Annotated in this window: 16 protein-coding genes and 1 pseudogene; 6 read left to right on the forward strand and 11 right to left on the reverse strand. The window is 43.5% G+C overall.

The annotated features are described in order from the left end of the window. Positions 1-22 precede the first annotated feature (22 nt). The 5 genes and pseudogenes from Bealeia2_RS10615 to Bealeia2_RS10675 form a co-directional block, all read right to left on the reverse strand. A pseudogene (locus Bealeia2_RS10615) lies at positions 23-837 on the reverse strand (transposase). Positions 838-955: 118 nt separating this feature from the next. Next, positions 956-1,993, reverse strand: a complete 1,038-nt coding sequence (locus tag Bealeia2_RS08465; RefSeq protein WP_331255186.1) for an IS630 family transposase — start codon at positions 1,991-1,993, stop codon at positions 956-958. A gap of 260 nt (positions 1,994-2,253) precedes the next feature. Next, positions 2,254-2,469, reverse strand: coding sequence for a ChaB family protein (locus tag Bealeia2_RS08470; RefSeq protein ID WP_331256614.1), 216 nt, complete (start codon positions 2,467-2,469; stop codon positions 2,254-2,256). A gap of 124 nt (positions 2,470-2,593) precedes the next feature. Next, a complete protein-coding gene (locus tag Bealeia2_RS08475) occupies positions 2,594-3,040 on the reverse strand; it encodes a ferritin-like domain-containing protein (RefSeq protein ID WP_331256615.1) in 447 nt (148 codons plus the stop codon). Between the two features lie 133 nt (positions 3,041-3,173). Then, the gene (locus Bealeia2_RS10675; protein WP_331256616.1) at positions 3,174-3,593 is read right to left on the reverse strand and encodes a hypothetical protein; all 420 of its coding nucleotides are present in this window, start codon (positions 3,591-3,593) and stop codon (positions 3,174-3,176) included. A gap of 213 nt (positions 3,594-3,806) precedes the next feature. Between Bealeia2_RS10675 and metK the strand changes: the two genes are divergently transcribed. From metK to Bealeia2_RS08495, 3 genes are all read left to right on the forward strand, one after another. Then, positions 3,807-4,994: a methionine adenosyltransferase gene (gene metK / locus Bealeia2_RS08485; protein ID WP_414437881.1), complete on the forward strand. Its 1,188-nt coding sequence runs from the start codon at positions 3,807-3,809 to the stop codon at positions 4,992-4,994. Then, positions 4,987-5,667, forward strand: a complete 681-nt coding sequence (trmB, locus tag Bealeia2_RS08490) for a tRNA (guanosine(46)-N7)-methyltransferase TrmB (RefSeq protein WP_331256618.1) — start codon at positions 4,987-4,989, stop codon at positions 5,665-5,667. The genes metK and trmB overlap by 8 nt, the downstream gene beginning before the upstream one ends. A 138-nt stretch (positions 5,668-5,805) precedes the next feature. Further along, positions 5,806-6,186, forward strand: a complete 381-nt coding sequence (locus Bealeia2_RS08495; RefSeq protein ID WP_331256619.1) for a hypothetical protein — start codon at positions 5,806-5,808, stop codon at positions 6,184-6,186. A gap of 30 nt (positions 6,187-6,216) precedes the next feature. Here the strand turns inward: Bealeia2_RS08495 and Bealeia2_RS08500 are convergent, their stop codons facing one another. Continuing rightward, entirely contained in the window at positions 6,217-7,122 is a 906-nt protein-coding gene (locus Bealeia2_RS08500; RefSeq protein WP_331256620.1) for an L-threonylcarbamoyladenylate synthase, read from the reverse strand. 10 nt (positions 7,123-7,132) lie between these two features. Next, positions 7,133-7,882, reverse strand: a complete 750-nt coding sequence (locus Bealeia2_RS08505) for a 3'(2'),5'-bisphosphate nucleotidase CysQ family protein (RefSeq protein WP_331256621.1) — start codon at positions 7,880-7,882, stop codon at positions 7,133-7,135. Positions 7,883-7,898: 16 nt separating this feature from the next. Between Bealeia2_RS08505 and Bealeia2_RS08510 the strand changes: the two genes are divergently transcribed. Further along, positions 7,899-8,453: a RidA family protein gene (locus Bealeia2_RS08510; RefSeq protein ID WP_331256622.1), complete on the forward strand. Its 555-nt coding sequence runs from the start codon at positions 7,899-7,901 to the stop codon at positions 8,451-8,453. A gap of 1 nt (position 8,454) precedes the next feature. On the opposite strand, the gene Bealeia2_RS08515 is transcribed toward Bealeia2_RS08510, so the two are convergent. Beyond that, a complete protein-coding gene (locus Bealeia2_RS08515) occupies positions 8,455-8,913 on the reverse strand; it encodes a flagellar basal body-associated FliL family protein (protein ID WP_331256623.1) in 459 nt (152 codons plus the stop codon). A gap of 763 nt (positions 8,914-9,676) precedes the next feature. On the opposite strand from Bealeia2_RS08515, the gene Bealeia2_RS08520 reads away from it, so the two are divergent. Both Bealeia2_RS08520 and Bealeia2_RS08525 read left to right on the forward strand, forming a co-directional pair. Beyond that, the gene (locus Bealeia2_RS08520) at positions 9,677-11,518 is read left to right on the forward strand and encodes a PHA/PHB synthase family protein (RefSeq protein WP_331256624.1); all 1,842 of its coding nucleotides are present in this window, start codon (positions 9,677-9,679) and stop codon (positions 11,516-11,518) included. Beyond that, positions 11,481-12,191 (forward strand): M15 family metallopeptidase, encoded by a 711-nt coding sequence (locus Bealeia2_RS08525; RefSeq protein ID WP_331256625.1) that lies wholly within the window; start codon positions 11,481-11,483, stop codon positions 12,189-12,191. The genes Bealeia2_RS08520 and Bealeia2_RS08525 overlap by 38 nt, the downstream gene beginning before the upstream one ends. 104 nt (positions 12,192-12,295) lie before the next feature. Here the strand turns inward: Bealeia2_RS08525 and Bealeia2_RS08530 are convergent, their stop codons facing one another. The 3 genes from Bealeia2_RS08530 to lpdA all read right to left on the reverse strand — a co-directional run bounded on the left by Bealeia2_RS08530 (position 12,296) and on the right by lpdA (position 15,135). Further along, complete coding sequence (locus tag Bealeia2_RS08530; protein WP_331256626.1) at positions 12,296-12,721, reverse strand: type II toxin-antitoxin system RatA family toxin; 426 nt, start codon at positions 12,719-12,721, stop codon at positions 12,296-12,298. A 114-nt stretch (positions 12,722-12,835) separates the two neighbouring features. Then, a complete protein-coding gene (gene lipA, locus Bealeia2_RS08535) occupies positions 12,836-13,729 on the reverse strand; it encodes a lipoyl synthase (RefSeq protein ID WP_331256627.1) in 894 nt (297 codons plus the stop codon). Between the two features lie 14 nt (positions 13,730-13,743). Then, the gene (gene lpdA, locus Bealeia2_RS08540) at positions 13,744-15,135 is read right to left on the reverse strand and encodes a dihydrolipoyl dehydrogenase (RefSeq protein ID WP_331256628.1); all 1,392 of its coding nucleotides are present in this window, start codon (positions 15,133-15,135) and stop codon (positions 13,744-13,746) included. Positions 15,136-15,164 lie beyond the last annotated feature (29 nt).

Below are 15,164 nucleotides of genomic sequence, written 5' to 3' on the forward strand. Positions count from 1 at the left end.
CTTAAGGAGAAGATATACCCCTTTAACTTGAAGGTGCCTTATTGAGGATTTGAAAGTTATCATTAATGCAGTCTATCCTGGAGCTGGCGATTTTTGACCATTTGGCAAAGAATTCGTCAAGGGCTTTCCTAAATTCAGCGGTACTTTTAAAGACACGATTATTGCGTACACACTCATTCATCACTTTCCATAATCGCTCAATGGGGTTCAAATTGGGGCTGTAAGGAGGAAGATAATGTAGGACAATTTCATAGTCCTCGGCAGTCTGCTTTGTTTCTTTGCTGATAGTATAAGGGAATTTTTGGGGCCTTGGGATATTTCTTTCGCAAGGCGGCAAAATGCTTTTCCATGGCCTTGCTATCAATGGTTTCATGGGCTGCAATGGTAACATTCCTGGTTTCTAAATTGAACGGCGTCCGCTTTGAAAGGAGTTTCCTTTGGTTTTTTGAAAGAAAAATTGTTGCGGATGAGCCACTTGTTCATTCCTGAAACAGTAAAATGGACGCCAAAAGTGTAATCCACATAGGCGCAAATAAGCTCAGCTTTGAGGTGGATTTTGTCCTCAAAATGGCTGATTAGCTGAAAAGTTTGATGGGAAGTGAGATGGCTTTCAGAGCCGCCATTTTCAGGTTTCAGTTTCCTGCTATTCTTGTAATCGTTAAGATGATCTTGAACAGTTTCATAGCGAATTCGCAAAGCTTGAGCGATTTGCATTTGAGTCCAACCTTCTGCATTTAACATCACGGCTTTGATGCAATCTGCCACGCGACGCTCTCTCTCTTTACTGCGCTGAAATTCTAGTTCTTGTTTTTCTTTAATTGTCAGTTCAATTTTCATGCCTTGTTTATACATAAATTTTATTGAATTACAACGGTTGTTTCGTTTACTCCTCTGATTAATAAGGCCTCTTCATTGGCGAGAGGTATATATTACTCCAGTAATAAAACAGATGACGTTAGGAGGCGTAGGTAACTTCTTTTTTGAGGAAATAGGAGCGAACGATTTCGGGGCAATTTTGGGTGCCAAAAAGATATTTTGTGATGTTGGTTTTGAGTTCCTGCAATGACTTGGCATGTTTGCGTCCGACAGCATTGCTTTTCACGTCTTGATTCAAAAGCTCATCTGGATTCAAATCTGGGCTGTAAGCGGGCAGAAAAAATACCTCAATTTTTTCTTTGTTTTCCTTCAAAAATTCACCGACCACTTTGGCGTGGTGTACTTTGTGATTGTCCACAATGAGAAACACTTTTTTCTTGGAAGACTTGATTAACCTTTTGAGAAAATTAAGAAAAACCTCTCGCGTAAAATTCTCCTCAAAAAGCATAAACCGCAACGTGCCCTGATTCGTGACGCTCGAGATCATATTGATTCGAAATCGTTTTCCCGTTCCTGAAATCACAGGCGTCTGACCCTTGGGGCTATAAGTTGTGCCCGTCTGATGATCGGAACGAAAGCCCGCCTCATCTCCCCAATGAATCTCGGCATTTTCAAGGCGCGCCCGCTTGGCAATCGCCGGATAAACCTCTTTAAGCCAAGCCTGAACTTCTTTTTCGCGACGTTCATAAGCCCGACGCACCGGCTTTTGGGGCGTAAATCCCCAACGTTTCAGATAGTTCCCCACGGAGCGAATCGAGAGTCGGATGCCAAAAGTGCGTTCGATCAACTCTCCCACAGCCTCTCGCGTCCAGAGCATAAAGGGCAGTTTTAGCTGGTCGGGACAACGATCGGTGATCATTTTGACGAGGCTGGCGCACTGGTGGGGCTTCAAGCGCACCATGTCTTCAGCCCGGCGCCCTCGTTTTTTCTTCAATAGCGCCGCCTGGCCCCTTCTTCGATAGCTCGAAACCCATCGGCTGACAGTGCCTCGCGCTACTCCCAATAAATGCCCCACTTCCGCATGCGTTTTCCCGCCTTCAACAACAGCCTTAATCCCCCTCAAACGAAGGCTTTCTTGGGCGTCTTGCGTTAACTTTCGTGCATCTCCTAATTTCATACCTTCTACTTATCACACTAGTCTCCCCATGTCTCCTGTTTTATTGCCGGAGTAATAGGTCGTTCGAAGTTATCAGTCACACGGCTCTGAATAACGTCTTTAATTTCATGAGCAGTTTTCTCGAAAAAGTGTTTTACAGCTTCCGTGAATTCTTTTCCTTTAATACAATGCTTATTATTATATATTTGTTTAACTTTCTTATTTTGTATCACTTCTTCAGTATTTTTCTTTCACGACAAAACTATAAAAGAGTTTATTACTTAAAGATTGTGCGACGACTTCAAGACCCAATGATCACCGGATTTTTCATATTGCTTTTTCACAGCAGCCCAAGCGACTTTGTGTGCGGCTTCTTCCTGGGTTTCATTCCCTCTCCGCTTGGCAGAAGATTTATATTGATTAAAGGCGCTGTTAAAAGCTTTGAGATATATTTCTTGTGCATGCTCAGGAAGGGACTTGACGCTTTCATAAGTCATTTTTCTCGCTCCTTTCTAAATGGGATGCAGAGTGACTGGGTCAACATCCACAGCACATTGATTGTCGATTTCACACCGTGCTCACGCCCCTTTATACTTCGTATCGTGGATGAATAGACTCGGATCACGCCTCCAAACTCTTCTCAATCCAGGCAAGATGCTTTTTCTCGTCTTTGAGGCCTTGTTCCAGCACTTGCTTGATCTCGTCTGGAATTCTTTCATAATTATTGATTCTGCCATAAGCTGTGTTTGTATCAATCTCATTGCTCCTCATGGCCCTCAGGATTGCCTTGTCTCCAAATAAGTTAGAGATAACGACTTTCCCTTGCGTCATAATGCTTTTGACGCTAGGCCCTGTAGGTGCATCTTCGTCATTTTTTCTCAAGAACTCAGAAATACCTTGGATATGGCCTTCATGATCGATCTTAAACCTTTCTAAAGTCGCTTTGTATGGCGCGGACTCAAGTCTGTTAATTGCAGACTCATAGGCCGCTACCGCGTCATAATCAAGCTCAACGAGATACTTTAAGGCCGTAATAAAATCACCTTGCAATCCTACAATTTTGATCATGGTTTTCTCCACTTTTAATAATTGTACTTCGATTTATAATATTACGTTTTCGAAGTTTACGGCGAGTTGAATCTGCCTAGCATTTTCCGCATTGCTCATTTTTTAAGAAGTATAGAGGCCTGTCCGGGCGATCCTAGGTTCTGTCGCATCTGTTGAAAGAGGAAAGAAGAGGTGTTAAATCGGAGGACCGAGAAAGATGATTCGATAGGCTGTTGATAAATTTGGCCATACAATTGATTTTCTGCTTCGCAATAAGCGTGACCCCATAGCGGCTAAGGCTTTCTTCAAAAAGACTTTTCAATAAAATGGTCGCCCAGATAAGGTCAACATTGATAAAAGTGGTAGCAATAAGGTGGTCCTTGACGCTTTCAACCAAACCGCTCCTGAGGAAAAAATTGCAATCCGCCAAATGAAATTTCTCAATTAAACCATAGAGTAAAGCCATTTTTTTATCAAGCAACGAACGTGCCCCGCTCTCGGATTCAAAAACTTCCATTTCGCCAAAATGATTATTTCTGTCCTTGAAAATCTTTGCCTGATTCAAAAAGGCCAAATCACAGGACAAACACATTCACGCTCTGCTTTTCACAATTTCGTGACCTTATGGCGTAACCCTTCTAGAGGGGCTCGTTTTCTGCGTTCTCTGCGTATTCACCCAAGAGATGTGACAAAAACTCTTTTCATTTTGATTGAACTCCATTCTATGTCTTGGGATTCTCTTCATTTCTTGATATGATCCGACAATTTGAATTCAGGAGCAGGAAAAATAATTATGAAAAATTATACTTTTACAAGCGAATCCGTTTCCGAGGGGCATCCCGATAAAATCTGTGATCGGATTTCTGACACTCTTCTTGATGCTTTTTTACAGCGTGACCCAGAAGCTCGTACTGCCATTGAAACAGTGGCCACTACCAACCGTGTGATTTTGGTGGGTGAAGTCAGCTCGGAATTTTCTCCGTTGCCTGACGAAATTGAAGATCTTATTCGCATGACGGTCAAAGAGATTGGCTATGAGCAAGATGGTTTTCATTGGAAAAATTTGAAAATTGAAAATTATCTTCATGCCCAATCCCCTGATATTGCCATGGGTGTTAAGGCCTCGGCAACAAAAGACGAAGGTGCCGGAGATCAAGGCATTATGTTTGGCTATGCGTGTTCTGACACAAAGGCCCTCATGCCCGCTCCCCTTTATTATGCACACAAAATTTTAAGACACCTTTCTGAAGGCCGTGCGCGCGGGGATTTCCCCACACTTGGGCCTGATTCCAAATCTCAGATTTCCATCAAATATGAGAATGACAAACCTATGGGATGCACAGCAATTGTTTTATCTACGCAACATGACGCCTCTCTAACTCAAGACGATGTTCGCGCCATTGTCACCCCTGTGATTGAAAGTGTCTTGCCCAAAGGTTGGATGTGCCCCCTTGACAAGCTTTATGTTAATCCCACCGGGCGATTCGTAATCGGAGGCCCCGATGGAGATGCAGGCCTTACGGGTCGGAAAATTATCGTCGACACTTATGGTGGTGCATCAGCTCATGGCGGGGGCGCTTTTTCTGGAAAAGACCCTTCCAAAGTTGACCGATCTGCCGCTTATATGGCGCGATATATCGCTAAAAATATTGTGGCTGCAGGCCTTGCTGAAAAGTGTGTTCTACAACTCTCTTACGCCATTGGCAGGGCAGATCCAACCTCCCTTTATCTCAATACGTTTGAAACAGGAAAAGTGGATGAAGAAAAACTCTTGCGCATTTTGCCGGAACTCGTCAATTTGACGCCACGCGGCATTCGAACCCATTTGAATCTTAACCGCCCCATCTATGCGCGCACAGCGGCCTATGGTCATTTTGGTCGCACTCCGGATGAGGATGGAGGATTTTCCTGGGAGACCTGTGATCTCGTGAATGAATTAACATCGTATTTTGGCCACTCAGTAAAGTATGCATAAATTACATTTTTATGGACGCAGGAAGGGCAAAGCCCTTCGCCCTCGGGCCCAAAATGCCCTTGATTATAAGCTCCCTCAAGTGCTCATTCCGCTTGAGACGCCTTTATCCTTTTTTGAAGACGCTCAGGAAGTCTGGCTTGAAATTGGCTTTGGGGGAGGTGAACATTTGGCATCTCAACTCAAAAATAATCCTCATGTTCATATCATCGGCGTTGAGCCTTTCATGAATGGTGTGGCCAGTCTTTTAAAAGCAGTGGAGGATCCTGACCTCCCACGCCTTCATCTTTTACCTGATGATGTAAGACTTTTACTCCCTCAAATCCCGGAGAAAAGTCTGAGCCGTATTTTTGTGCTTTTCCCCGATCCTTGGCCAAAAAAACGCCATCACATGAGACGCCTTTTGCAAAAAGAATTTCTTGACCTTCTTCTTCCCAAATTAAAACCTGGGGGCATTTTTCGTGTGGCCTCTGATCACGCCGATTATCTCATCCACATTCATGAGATATTCCATGAGAGGTTTGAACTTGAAAAGGTTTTTGGTCCCCTATCTCTTGAAACGCCAGAAAATTGGCCTGCGCGCCCCGAAGGGTGGCCGCCCACCCGTTATGAACAAAAGGCTCTCCGACAAGCCATTCCTTGCGCCTATTATGAATTTCGAAAGAGGGGGGCATAGACGTTAAAAAAAATTGAGAGCAGATCTTCTCGCCATTGTCATACTGAAATAAATTCAGCATGATCACTTGAAAAGGCGGGATTACACTCCGAAAACAAGGTTTGATTTTTTAATTTAACAAAAAACAAGGAGGAATTTATGAAATTAATTACTATTCTTTTATCTTTCTGTGCCCTTCCACTTGCGGCAGAGCCTACCAAAATATCTTGTCCCTCACCGCGTGAGATCAAATTAGAGGGCGCCGTGAAACTACCTCACACTGCCGGAAATGATTGGAAAGGTGAAGCTGAAATTGGAAAAATGCTTTGGTTTTTTAGCGGCACAGAGAAAGTCGAGACCGGCAAAGATGGCATCGCTATTTTCAGTTGTAACTATGGAAATCGGGGTAATAAATTAACGCTTAAAATGACCTCAATACACAAAGCCGCCGAGTGCACACAAGATATTTGTGAGCCCATTAAAGGTAAAGGCAGCGGGAAAAAAATGCTTCAAGCCTGCACCTATTCTTGCGGGAAGTAATACCTCTAACTCTAACCGTTCTTGGTTCACTTATCCTCGGGGGGCCGCGGCACGCTTCAAGCGGTCATTGATAGCAAGGCCAAGGCCTTGATGGGGGATGGGCGCTACAGCGATTCCCGCATAATGTGATTGATCGAGCTTTCGCATCATTGCAAACAAATGACTGGCAGCTTCTTGAAGGTCTCCCTTTGGACTTAAATTTAAAAGCCCTTCTTGTTCTTCAGGATATTCTGGACCAAAGGCGAGGAAGGCTTCGTTTTTTTGACCTACACTTACGTTCATACGTAATGGTAAGTTCGGCGCATAATGAGTCTCGAGTTGTCCAGGGGCCTTAATTGCCAAAGGCGATCCTTTTGTAAGGGGCCCCAAGAGATTTTCCAGATCTTCAAGAGAAATTCCACCGGGTCGCAAAAGTTGAGGAGCTTCTCCACTTAAATCCAAAATGGTGGACTCAAGACCCACGATGCAAGCTCCCCCATCCAAAACGGGAAGGGCCCCGTGAAAAGCGATTTCGACATCTTCTGCACATGTTGGACTGATGGAGCCTGAGGGGTTAGCGCTAGGCGCCGCCAAAAGACCTACTTTTGAAAGCACGGCGTGCATGAGAGGATGTTGAGGCATCCGGATTGCCACTGTCTCAAGCCCTGCCAAAGCCAGAAGTGAGAGATTAGAATTTTGATTTTTAGGAAGGACGACCGTCAAAGGTCCTGGCCAAAAAGCCTCTGCCAATTTTTCCGCCCAAGGATTCCAAATGACATGAGACTTTAAAAGATCAAGGTTGTATCCATGGATAATAAGTGGATTAAACTGAGGACGCTTTTTCTGGGCATAAATGGCCGCAATGGCTTGATCAGAAGACGCCAGCCCTGCCAATCCATAAACGGTTTCGGTCGGAAGGGCTACGATTGCGCTTCCCAAAAGTCTTTGAGACAGCAATTCAATGTTTTTAGGAGAAGGTGGGTAAATCATGTTTTTGACCAAAAACCATAAAACCGCGTGTGACAAATTGTGGGTCTCCGTAATTGAGAGTTCCGCCTTTTAAATTTTGAACAATGCCGCCGGCGGCTTCCACAATGGCGTGTCCTGCAGCAACATCCCACTCATAGCATTTACTAAACCGGATATAAAGATCCACATCACCGCGCGCAATATAGCAAAATTTACTAGCACCACCACGTGCTTTGAGGGAGGCCACTTTGAAATGAGAAAAAAATGACTCATAAAGATCATCGTGTTGCGCTTTTGTGCTTCCTACCATGGCGTCTACGCCGTCTTCCGGGAAATTCCGCGTATAAATGGCTTCACGGAGACCATCTTTAATTTTAAAAGAGGCAGTTCCATGCCCCACATAAACTTCATTTTCGGTCGGAAGCGCAATCACCCCCAAAAGAGGCTTATGATTTTCCATAAGGGCAATATTCACACAAAAATGCCCATTTTTACGGATAAACCCGCGTGTCCCGTCAAGAGGATCAATAATCCAATAAAGGGGGGATTGTGCGCTTTTTTCATTAACCTCAAGAGAGCTTTCTTCAGAGACGATAGGGATCTCAGGTGTTAATTTTTTTAAGGCAGACTGCAGACACGCATCGGCCGCCAAATCCGCATTGGTGAGCGGACTTCCGTCATCCTTGGATTCAACTTCAAAACCTTTATCATAGAAACTAAGAAGTAACTGCGAGGTTTCCTGGCCCATGGCAATGAGCTCATCAATGAGTTTTTCTGAAATCAATTTTGGCTATAGACTCGTTCGTTTTTCTTATGTGATTATGCGGGTATTGTTCACGAATGGAAAGGATTTTCTGATGTCCATTGATGCGCGCTTGAAAGACCTAGGAATTGAGCTGCCCTCGCCGCCCCCTGCTGTGGCCAATTATGTACCTTATGTGGTGATCAACCAGATGGTCATCATCTCAGGGCAACTCCCCATATGGGAGGGACAATTTCCTTATCTCGGGAAAGTAGGAGAAAATATCAACCTTGAAGAAGCGCAAAAAGCGGCACGACTTTGTGGCATCAATATCCTGACTCAATTGAAAATGGCGTGTGAAGGGGACCTGAATCGTGTTCTCCGTTGTGTCCGTTTGGGGGGATTCGTCAATGGACCTGATGATTTCAAAGATCAACCCAAAATCATCAATGGCGCCTCTGATCTTATGGTCGAAGTTTTTGGCGACAAGGGTCGTCATGCCCGCGCTGCTGTGGGCGTAAACTCCCTCCCCCTCGGCGTCCCTGTTGAAGTTGAGGCGATGTTTCTTTTAAAATAATTTAAGGAACAGGCTCCTTCCTGACATAAAAATCTTTTGTGTAAATGGCCGACACAAGGTCACCTTCAAGGATTTTATCCGTTGATTTTTGAATATAACTTTTGATCATCTCAATATCTGGCATAAAATCCGGATGCCACAATAGATACATGATGGAATAAATATCGACGAGAATTTCACTTCTCACACGCGGCATCACATCCTTTATTTTATTAGCTTCTTCGGGTGTATGGGCCTCCAATGTGACCGTAACCCCGACATACCCCTTTACAGAATCTTCTTGAAGTACTGGAATATCAAAAGGTTTCAAATGCACAAAATGATCCGGAGTGACGTTATTATGAGGAGGATCATCGTGAGATCCTCGGGATCCGCGATTGGGAAGCGTGGGAGGATCTGCCGCATAAACGGGGACTGTAGAAAAAATAAGTATGAAAAATAAAATCCAGTTTTTGAGCATATCCTCGCCCTTGATTGAGAATGAACCTCACTGTAATTGCGAACCGCCAAGCCTTTGTGAGTGCTGTGCGGCACTCTAGAAATCTTTTGTGTGATTTCCTTTTGTTCTGAATTGTATCTTGAATCCATCTCCAAAGTCGAGAGAAGATTGATAAGATGTAAGAGTTCAGCACATATTTAAATTCAAGAAGACTTGGGGTAGCCGCGCTGAAGGCACTGCAAAGGGATAAGCCCTAAAAGACACGTCGTTTATCAACGTGGAGCACCCGCGCAAATCTTTTAGCGTAGCACCCTTGCGTGATTAAGCTTAAGGATATTTTCATGATTCCTCAACGAGGATGACGCAATCTTAAGCAATTTTTATTTTATCAAGACAGTTTCTGGATTAAGCCAACTCTCTGTCATTGGCTCAAAACTAACGGATACAAGCCCAGAAAATGGATGTTCAAGAAACAAAAGGAAATCTATATTGGCAGAATATATAAACAATAAAATAAAAATCAGTGAAATCCTACAAATTAAACCTTCTTCCTTATAAAAAGAAAAAATTACAGTAAAGTAAATGAAAAAAATTATAAAATTCAAAAAAATTTGTGTTGTTTAATAATTCCCGCAGCATTTTTATTTTCTCTGTATTTTTTTATTATCTTGAATTTAAAAATATCATGAATGAACTTGTCAGGGAAGTTGTCAAAGTTGACATTCTTCATTGCCTGAAGCTTTTCTTCTCGCTACACTTCCCGTAAAAAAACACAGGGAATCCCATGACAAAAAATTCAAAAACCCTCCTCCCTCAAAAAGAGGTTCTTGACGCTTGGAATCACGGCTTTGAGATTCTCCGTGAACACAATTCGATCATGGGGCAAGCGCTTTCTCAAATGATGCAAGGTCAAGTGGGGCCACAAATGCTCTCACCCGCATCATTTGGAGATGCGCTTTTAAAAACATCACAAAGCTTACTCGAGCATCCCGAAAAATTACTCGAAGCCCAACAGAATCTCTTGACCCAAGTCTTTGAACTTTGGGAAGACACCTTTCAAAAAGCCAAAGACGCAGCAACAGAAATACAATCGAGTCGAGATAAGCGTTTTAAAAGTGATATTTGGAAAACTAATCCTTACTTTCATTTTTCTAAAGAGTACTATCTTTTGACGTCTCAATGGGTTCAGGATTTGGTTGGTGAGGCCGAAGGTTTGTCCCCTGACGATGCTCAAAAAGCGCGCTTTGCTCTCAAACAAATGACGGACGCCCTTTCGCCTACAAACTTTCCGTTTTCCAACCCTGAGGTCATTCAAAAAACTATTGAAACGGGCGGCGAGAATCTCAAGCAAGGTTATGAGCATTTGATGTCCGATATGATGCGCGGCGTAGGCGTTTCCACCACAGATATCAATGCTTTTGTTTTGGGAAAAACAATTGCCACAACACCGGGCGACGTCATTTTTCGTAATGACTATCTCGAACTCATTCATTACAAGCCATTGGTCAGAGAAATTTATCAGGCACCCATTTTAATCATTCCGCCGTGGATTAATAAATTTTATATTTTTGATTTAAGTCCCTCCAATTCTTTTGTGAAATGGATGCTAAGCCAGGGTCTTGATGTCTTTATTATTTCTTGGGTGAATCCTGGAATGGATATGGCCGAAAAAAGTTTTGCGGATTATATGATTCACGGTGTTTTAGAAGCTATGAAAACGATTGTGAAAAATCGAGTCTCTCCCGACATCCATCTTATGGGATATTGTATTGGCGGTGTTTTAACATTGTGCCTTTTGGGATATTTGGCCAAAAAGAAAGAGCCACTTCATGTCGTTTCGGCAACCCTTTTGGCGACCATTTTTGATTTTTCAAAAATTGGGGATCTTCGTGTCTTTTTAGACAAAACCCAAATTGATGCGGCGGAAGAACTCATGAAATCCAAAGATGTTTTGTCGGGGCAAAATATGAACAGCATCACAAGCTTGTTGCGCGCCAATGAAATGATTTGGTCATTTTTTGTGAAAAATTATCTTATGGGGCAAAAACCACCAGCTTTTGATTTTCTCTATTGGAATTCGGATGCAACAAACCTTCCTGCTACCATGCATAGCTTCGTTTTAAGAAGTCTTTTCCATGACAATCTTTTGATGAAGCCAAAATCCTTTTCTTTGGGAGGCGTTCCCATTGATCTTTCTTTAGTAAAAACTCCCATCTTCAGTTTGGCAACTCAAAATGATCATATTTCTCCTTGGAAAAGTTGTTATGAAATTACCCAAGTCTTGGAAGCCCCTGTGACTTTTGTCCTGGGAGGATCTGGGCATGTGGCTGGTGTGATGAATCCGCCCGCCCAAAATAAGTATGAGTATTGGCAGAATACAACTTACTCAGCGCTTCCAGAAAACTGGCTTAAAAACGCAAAAACTTCACAAGGATCTTGGTGGAAAACCTGGGACCATTGGATGGAAAATTATAAAGGGGAGAAAGTTCAACTCGACAAAATTTTAAAGGCATCCTATCCTCAAATAGAAGCGGCCCCCGGCCGTTATGTTGCCGTTTCTTATCGTGATGTCATTGAGGATCAAGCTGATGAATCTGCCCCAACCCGAAAACAAAAATCTGCCTGACCAATTTGTTTATCTTCATCATATTGACCCCACAATTCTGAGTGATTTAAAATATCTCACACATCATAATTTTCTCGGTCGTCCTTTGCCAGGCTACTATATGCCGTGTGTTATTTTAACGGAGCCTGCCGCAAGAGCTCTGACACGTGCGCAAAAAGATGCTAATGCTTTTGGGTTTACGCTTAAAGTTTATGACGCCTATCGCCCTCAAGATGCCGTGGATGAATTCATCCGTTGGGCTGAAGATGTGGAAGATCAAGTCATGAAAGCAGAATTTTATCCCGACATTAACAAAGCTGATGTTTTTGATTTGGGATATATCGCAAAACGTTCCACACATTCCCGGGGGAGTACTGTGGATTTAACACTTGTCCCGCTACCATCACCTCATCAGCGCCAATGGAGGCCTGGGGACCCGACTTTGGATTCCAGACTTCCCTACGATCAGCGGTTTCCTGACAATGGTATCGACTTGGGAACAGGATTTGATTGCTTTGACGAGCTCTCCCACCCCATGAATCCGAACCTTCCCGTTCATGTTCGTGCTAATCGTCTTCTTTTAAGAGCGCTCATGGAAAAGCATGGTTTTAGAGGGATTACAACAGAATGGTGGCACTTTACGTTGAAAGACGAGCCTTACCCTGACACCTACTTTAATTTTTCCCTGGCGTGAATTTAGTCTTCAACAATATCCTAACCATGGATGAGCTGTATTGCCACAGTCTTATCAACTACTACCGGCTTTAGCCGATAGTAGTTGATATCACGGAAATGGTATTATATGTTTTTCGCACGCTCTGAAAAGGCATCAAACATTTTTAAAAAGGCCGCATCAAAAAGGGGCTGAATGGTTTTTTGAAGAAATCTGTTTTTAAACTCAAAATCAATCATAAAATCCACTTGCGTTTCAGTGGGACTAAGGGGGGTAAAACCCCATTCGTTTTTCAGATACTGAAAGGGCCCAGACAGATATTCCACAGAGATTTTTTGATTGATCTCAAACTCCACGCGGGATCTAAATGTTTCTCGGAAGAATTTGTAACCTACTGCCAAATCGGCCACGAAAAAATCATCCCCTTTTTCGCGAATTTTACACGCCAAACACCAGGGCAAAAATTCAGGATATTTCTCAACATCTAAGACCAGATCATAAAGATTTTGAAAAGGATAAGGTAGAATGTGGGATTCCTGACGTTGGATCATGGAAAAATCGTTCTGATGTTCAAGAAAGCTCTCCTTTAATTTTTTATGAACTCATCACTCTTATGACAAGAGGGGTCGCAAAAGCACGCGAGATCCCCTCAAGGTTTCAGAACTTTAATTGCCCAATCTTGCTGCTTGAAGCCTTTTAAAATCATCGCCTGCGTGATAAGAGGATCGCGTCAAAGGGGAGGCCGCCATAACCAAAAATCCTTTACCTTTTCCCATTTCTGAATAACTATGGAATTCATCAGGCCTGACAAACCTATCGACATGGTGATGTTTGGGTGTGGGCTGAAGATATTGACCGATGGTCATAAAATCAACATCAGCTGCGCGTAGATCATCCATGACTTGATAAACTTCCTGCTTTTCCTCCCCCAATCCCACCATAATTCCAGACTTTGTGAAAATCGTAGGATCAAGTTCTTTGACGCGCTTTAAAAGCCACAAGGAGTGGAAATAGCGCGCTCCAGGCCTCACTGTCGAATAAAGCCTTGGAACTGTCTCAAGGTTGTGGTTGTAAACATCAGGCCGCGCCTCCACCACGATCTCAAGGGCCCCGTCTTTCCGCAAAAAATCAGGTGTTAAAACTTCGATGGTAGTGCCCGGTGATGACGCCCTGATATTGCGAATGACCTCGGCAAAATGGTTGGCGCCACCATCCTCAAGATCGTCTCGATCAACGGAAGTAATGACCACATGATGAAGCCCCATTTGCGCCACAGCCTCAGCGACGCGCTGGGGCTCATGGGGATCGAGAAGATCCGGACGGCCCGTTTTAATATTACAAAAACGGCACGCACGTGTGCACACCTCGCCCAAAATCATCACAGTGGCGTGTTTTTTTGCCCAGCATTCCCCAATGTTGGGGCAGGCCGCTTCTTCACACACAGTGTTGAGTTTTTTCTCACGAATTAAATCTCGTGTTTCTTGATACGCCTTAGATACGGGCGCTTTGACCCGAATCCAATCTGGCTTTTTCAAAGGGGTTTGAGGAGATGTCGTCACAAAACCAATCCTTCTTAAATATGGAGCGCACGCCCGTAAGCGCTTAAAACCGACTCATGCATCATTTCAGATAATGTTGGATGTGGGAAAACGGTTTGGATGAGGTCTTCTTCGGTCGCTTCCAGAGTTTTGGCGATGGTAAATCCTTGGATCATTTCGGTCACTTCTGCACCAATCATATGAGCACCTAAAAGCTCTCCAGTTTTGGCGTCAAAAATAGTTTTGACTAAGCCCTCAGGCTCCCCCATGGCAATGGCTTTTCCATTGCCCATGAAGGGAAAACGGCCCACTTGAATTGTATATCCCAGTTCTTTGGCTTTGTGTTCGGTGAGACCTATGCTTGCAATTTGAGGAAGGCTGTATGTACATCCTGGAATGTTCATTTTAGTCAACGGATGTGCGGAGTGGTGTCCAGCCATTTTCTCCACACACAAAACGCCTTCATGGCTCGCCTTATGGGCAAGCCATGGCGCTGAAGTCACATCCCCAATGGCGTAAATTCCAGGCTCATTCGTCTCACACCATTCATTCGTAATAATCTGGTTTTTCTCAACCTTCACTTTTGTTTTCTCAAGACCCAGATTTTCTGTATTCCCAACGACGCCCACGGCCACAATCACACGATCAAAATTTTCTTCATGAGATTTTCCAGCCCGTTCAAAAGTTGCGGTAACAGTATCTTTTCCTTTTTTGAGATTTGCAACTTTGGTGCTAGTGTGAATTTTAATACCTTGCTTTTCAAAAGCCTTTTTCGCAAGTTCACTAATCTCAGGATCTTCTACGGGCAAAATACGATCCAAGACTTCCACCAAGGTGACCTGAGACCCCATAGTTTTATAAAAGCTTGCGAACTCTACACCTATAGCGCCGGTACCAATAACGAGTAGGGATTTCGGCAAAGTTTCTGGAATCATCGCCTCTTTATAAGTCCAGACCAATTTATGATCGGGCTCAAGGCCTGGAAAAATGCGGGGACGCGCACCAGTTGCTAAAATCACATTTTTGGCTTTATAGATTTTATCTCCAACTTTAACTTGGTGTTGTTCTCTAGATTTTCCGTCAACTTTGGCTTCGCCATCAATCACATCAATTTTGTTTTTCTTCATCAAATGGCGAATGCCATTGGAAAGTTGGGTGGCCACTCCGCGGGAGCGTTCGATGATTTTTTGAAAATCAAAACTAACTTTTTCTGCCTTAAATCCATAATCATCGAGATGATTCAAAAGATGATGAATCTCTGAACACCGCAAAAGGGCTTTTGTGGGAATACATCCCCAATTGAGACAAATTCCGCCCATGTGGGCTTTTTCAACAAGGGCAACTTTCAATCCCAATTGACTCGCTCGAATGGCCGCCACATATCCGCCGGGTCCACCCCCAATCACAATAAGATTATAATCTGACATTCGTATTCAATCCTCGTTCATTAAATCTG

This window comes from Candidatus Bealeia paramacronuclearis, from assembly GCF_035607555.1.
Taxonomy (GTDB): Bacteria; Pseudomonadota; Alphaproteobacteria; order UBA9655; family UBA9655; genus Bealeia; species Bealeia paramacronuclearis.

Bases quoted from the DNA above. Each gene is read 5' to 3' on its own strand.
- Bealeia2_RS08465 (WP_331255186.1), bottom strand. From the start codon at position 1,993: ATGAAATTAGGAGATGCACGAAAGTTAACGCAAGACGCCCAAGAAAGC.
- Bealeia2_RS08470 (WP_331256614.1), bottom strand. From the start codon at position 2,469: ATGACTTATGAAAGCGTCAAGTCCCTTCCTGAGCATGCACAAGAAATA.
- Bealeia2_RS08475 (WP_331256615.1), bottom strand. From the start codon at position 3,040: ATGATCAAAATTGTAGGATTGCAAGGTGATTTTATTACGGCCTTAAAG.
- trmB (WP_331256618.1), top strand. From the start codon at position 4,987: ATGCATAAATTACATTTTTATGGACGCAGGAAGGGCAAAGCCCTTCGC.
- Bealeia2_RS08495 (WP_331256619.1), top strand. From the start codon at position 5,806: ATGAAATTAATTACTATTCTTTTATCTTTCTGTGCCCTTCCACTTGCG.
- Bealeia2_RS08505 (WP_331256621.1), bottom strand. From the start codon at position 7,882: ATGGGCCAGGAAACCTCGCAGTTACTTCTTAGTTTCTATGATAAAGGT.
- Bealeia2_RS08510 (WP_331256622.1), top strand. From the start codon at position 7,899: ATGAGTTTTTCTGAAATCAATTTTGGCTATAGACTCGTTCGTTTTTCT.
- Bealeia2_RS08515 (WP_331256623.1), bottom strand. From the start codon at position 8,913: ATGCTCAAAAACTGGATTTTATTTTTCATACTTATTTTTTCTACAGTC.
- Bealeia2_RS08520 (WP_331256624.1), top strand. From the start codon at position 9,677: ATGACAAAAAATTCAAAAACCCTCCTCCCTCAAAAAGAGGTTCTTGAC.
- Bealeia2_RS08525 (WP_331256625.1), top strand. From the start codon at position 11,481: ATGAATCTGCCCCAACCCGAAAACAAAAATCTGCCTGACCAATTTGTT.
- Bealeia2_RS08530 (WP_331256626.1), bottom strand. From the start codon at position 12,721: ATGATCCAACGTCAGGAATCCCACATTCTACCTTATCCTTTTCAAAAT.
- lpdA (WP_331256628.1), bottom strand. From the start codon at position 15,135: ATGTCAGATTATAATCTTATTGTGATTGGGGGTGGACCCGGCGGATAT.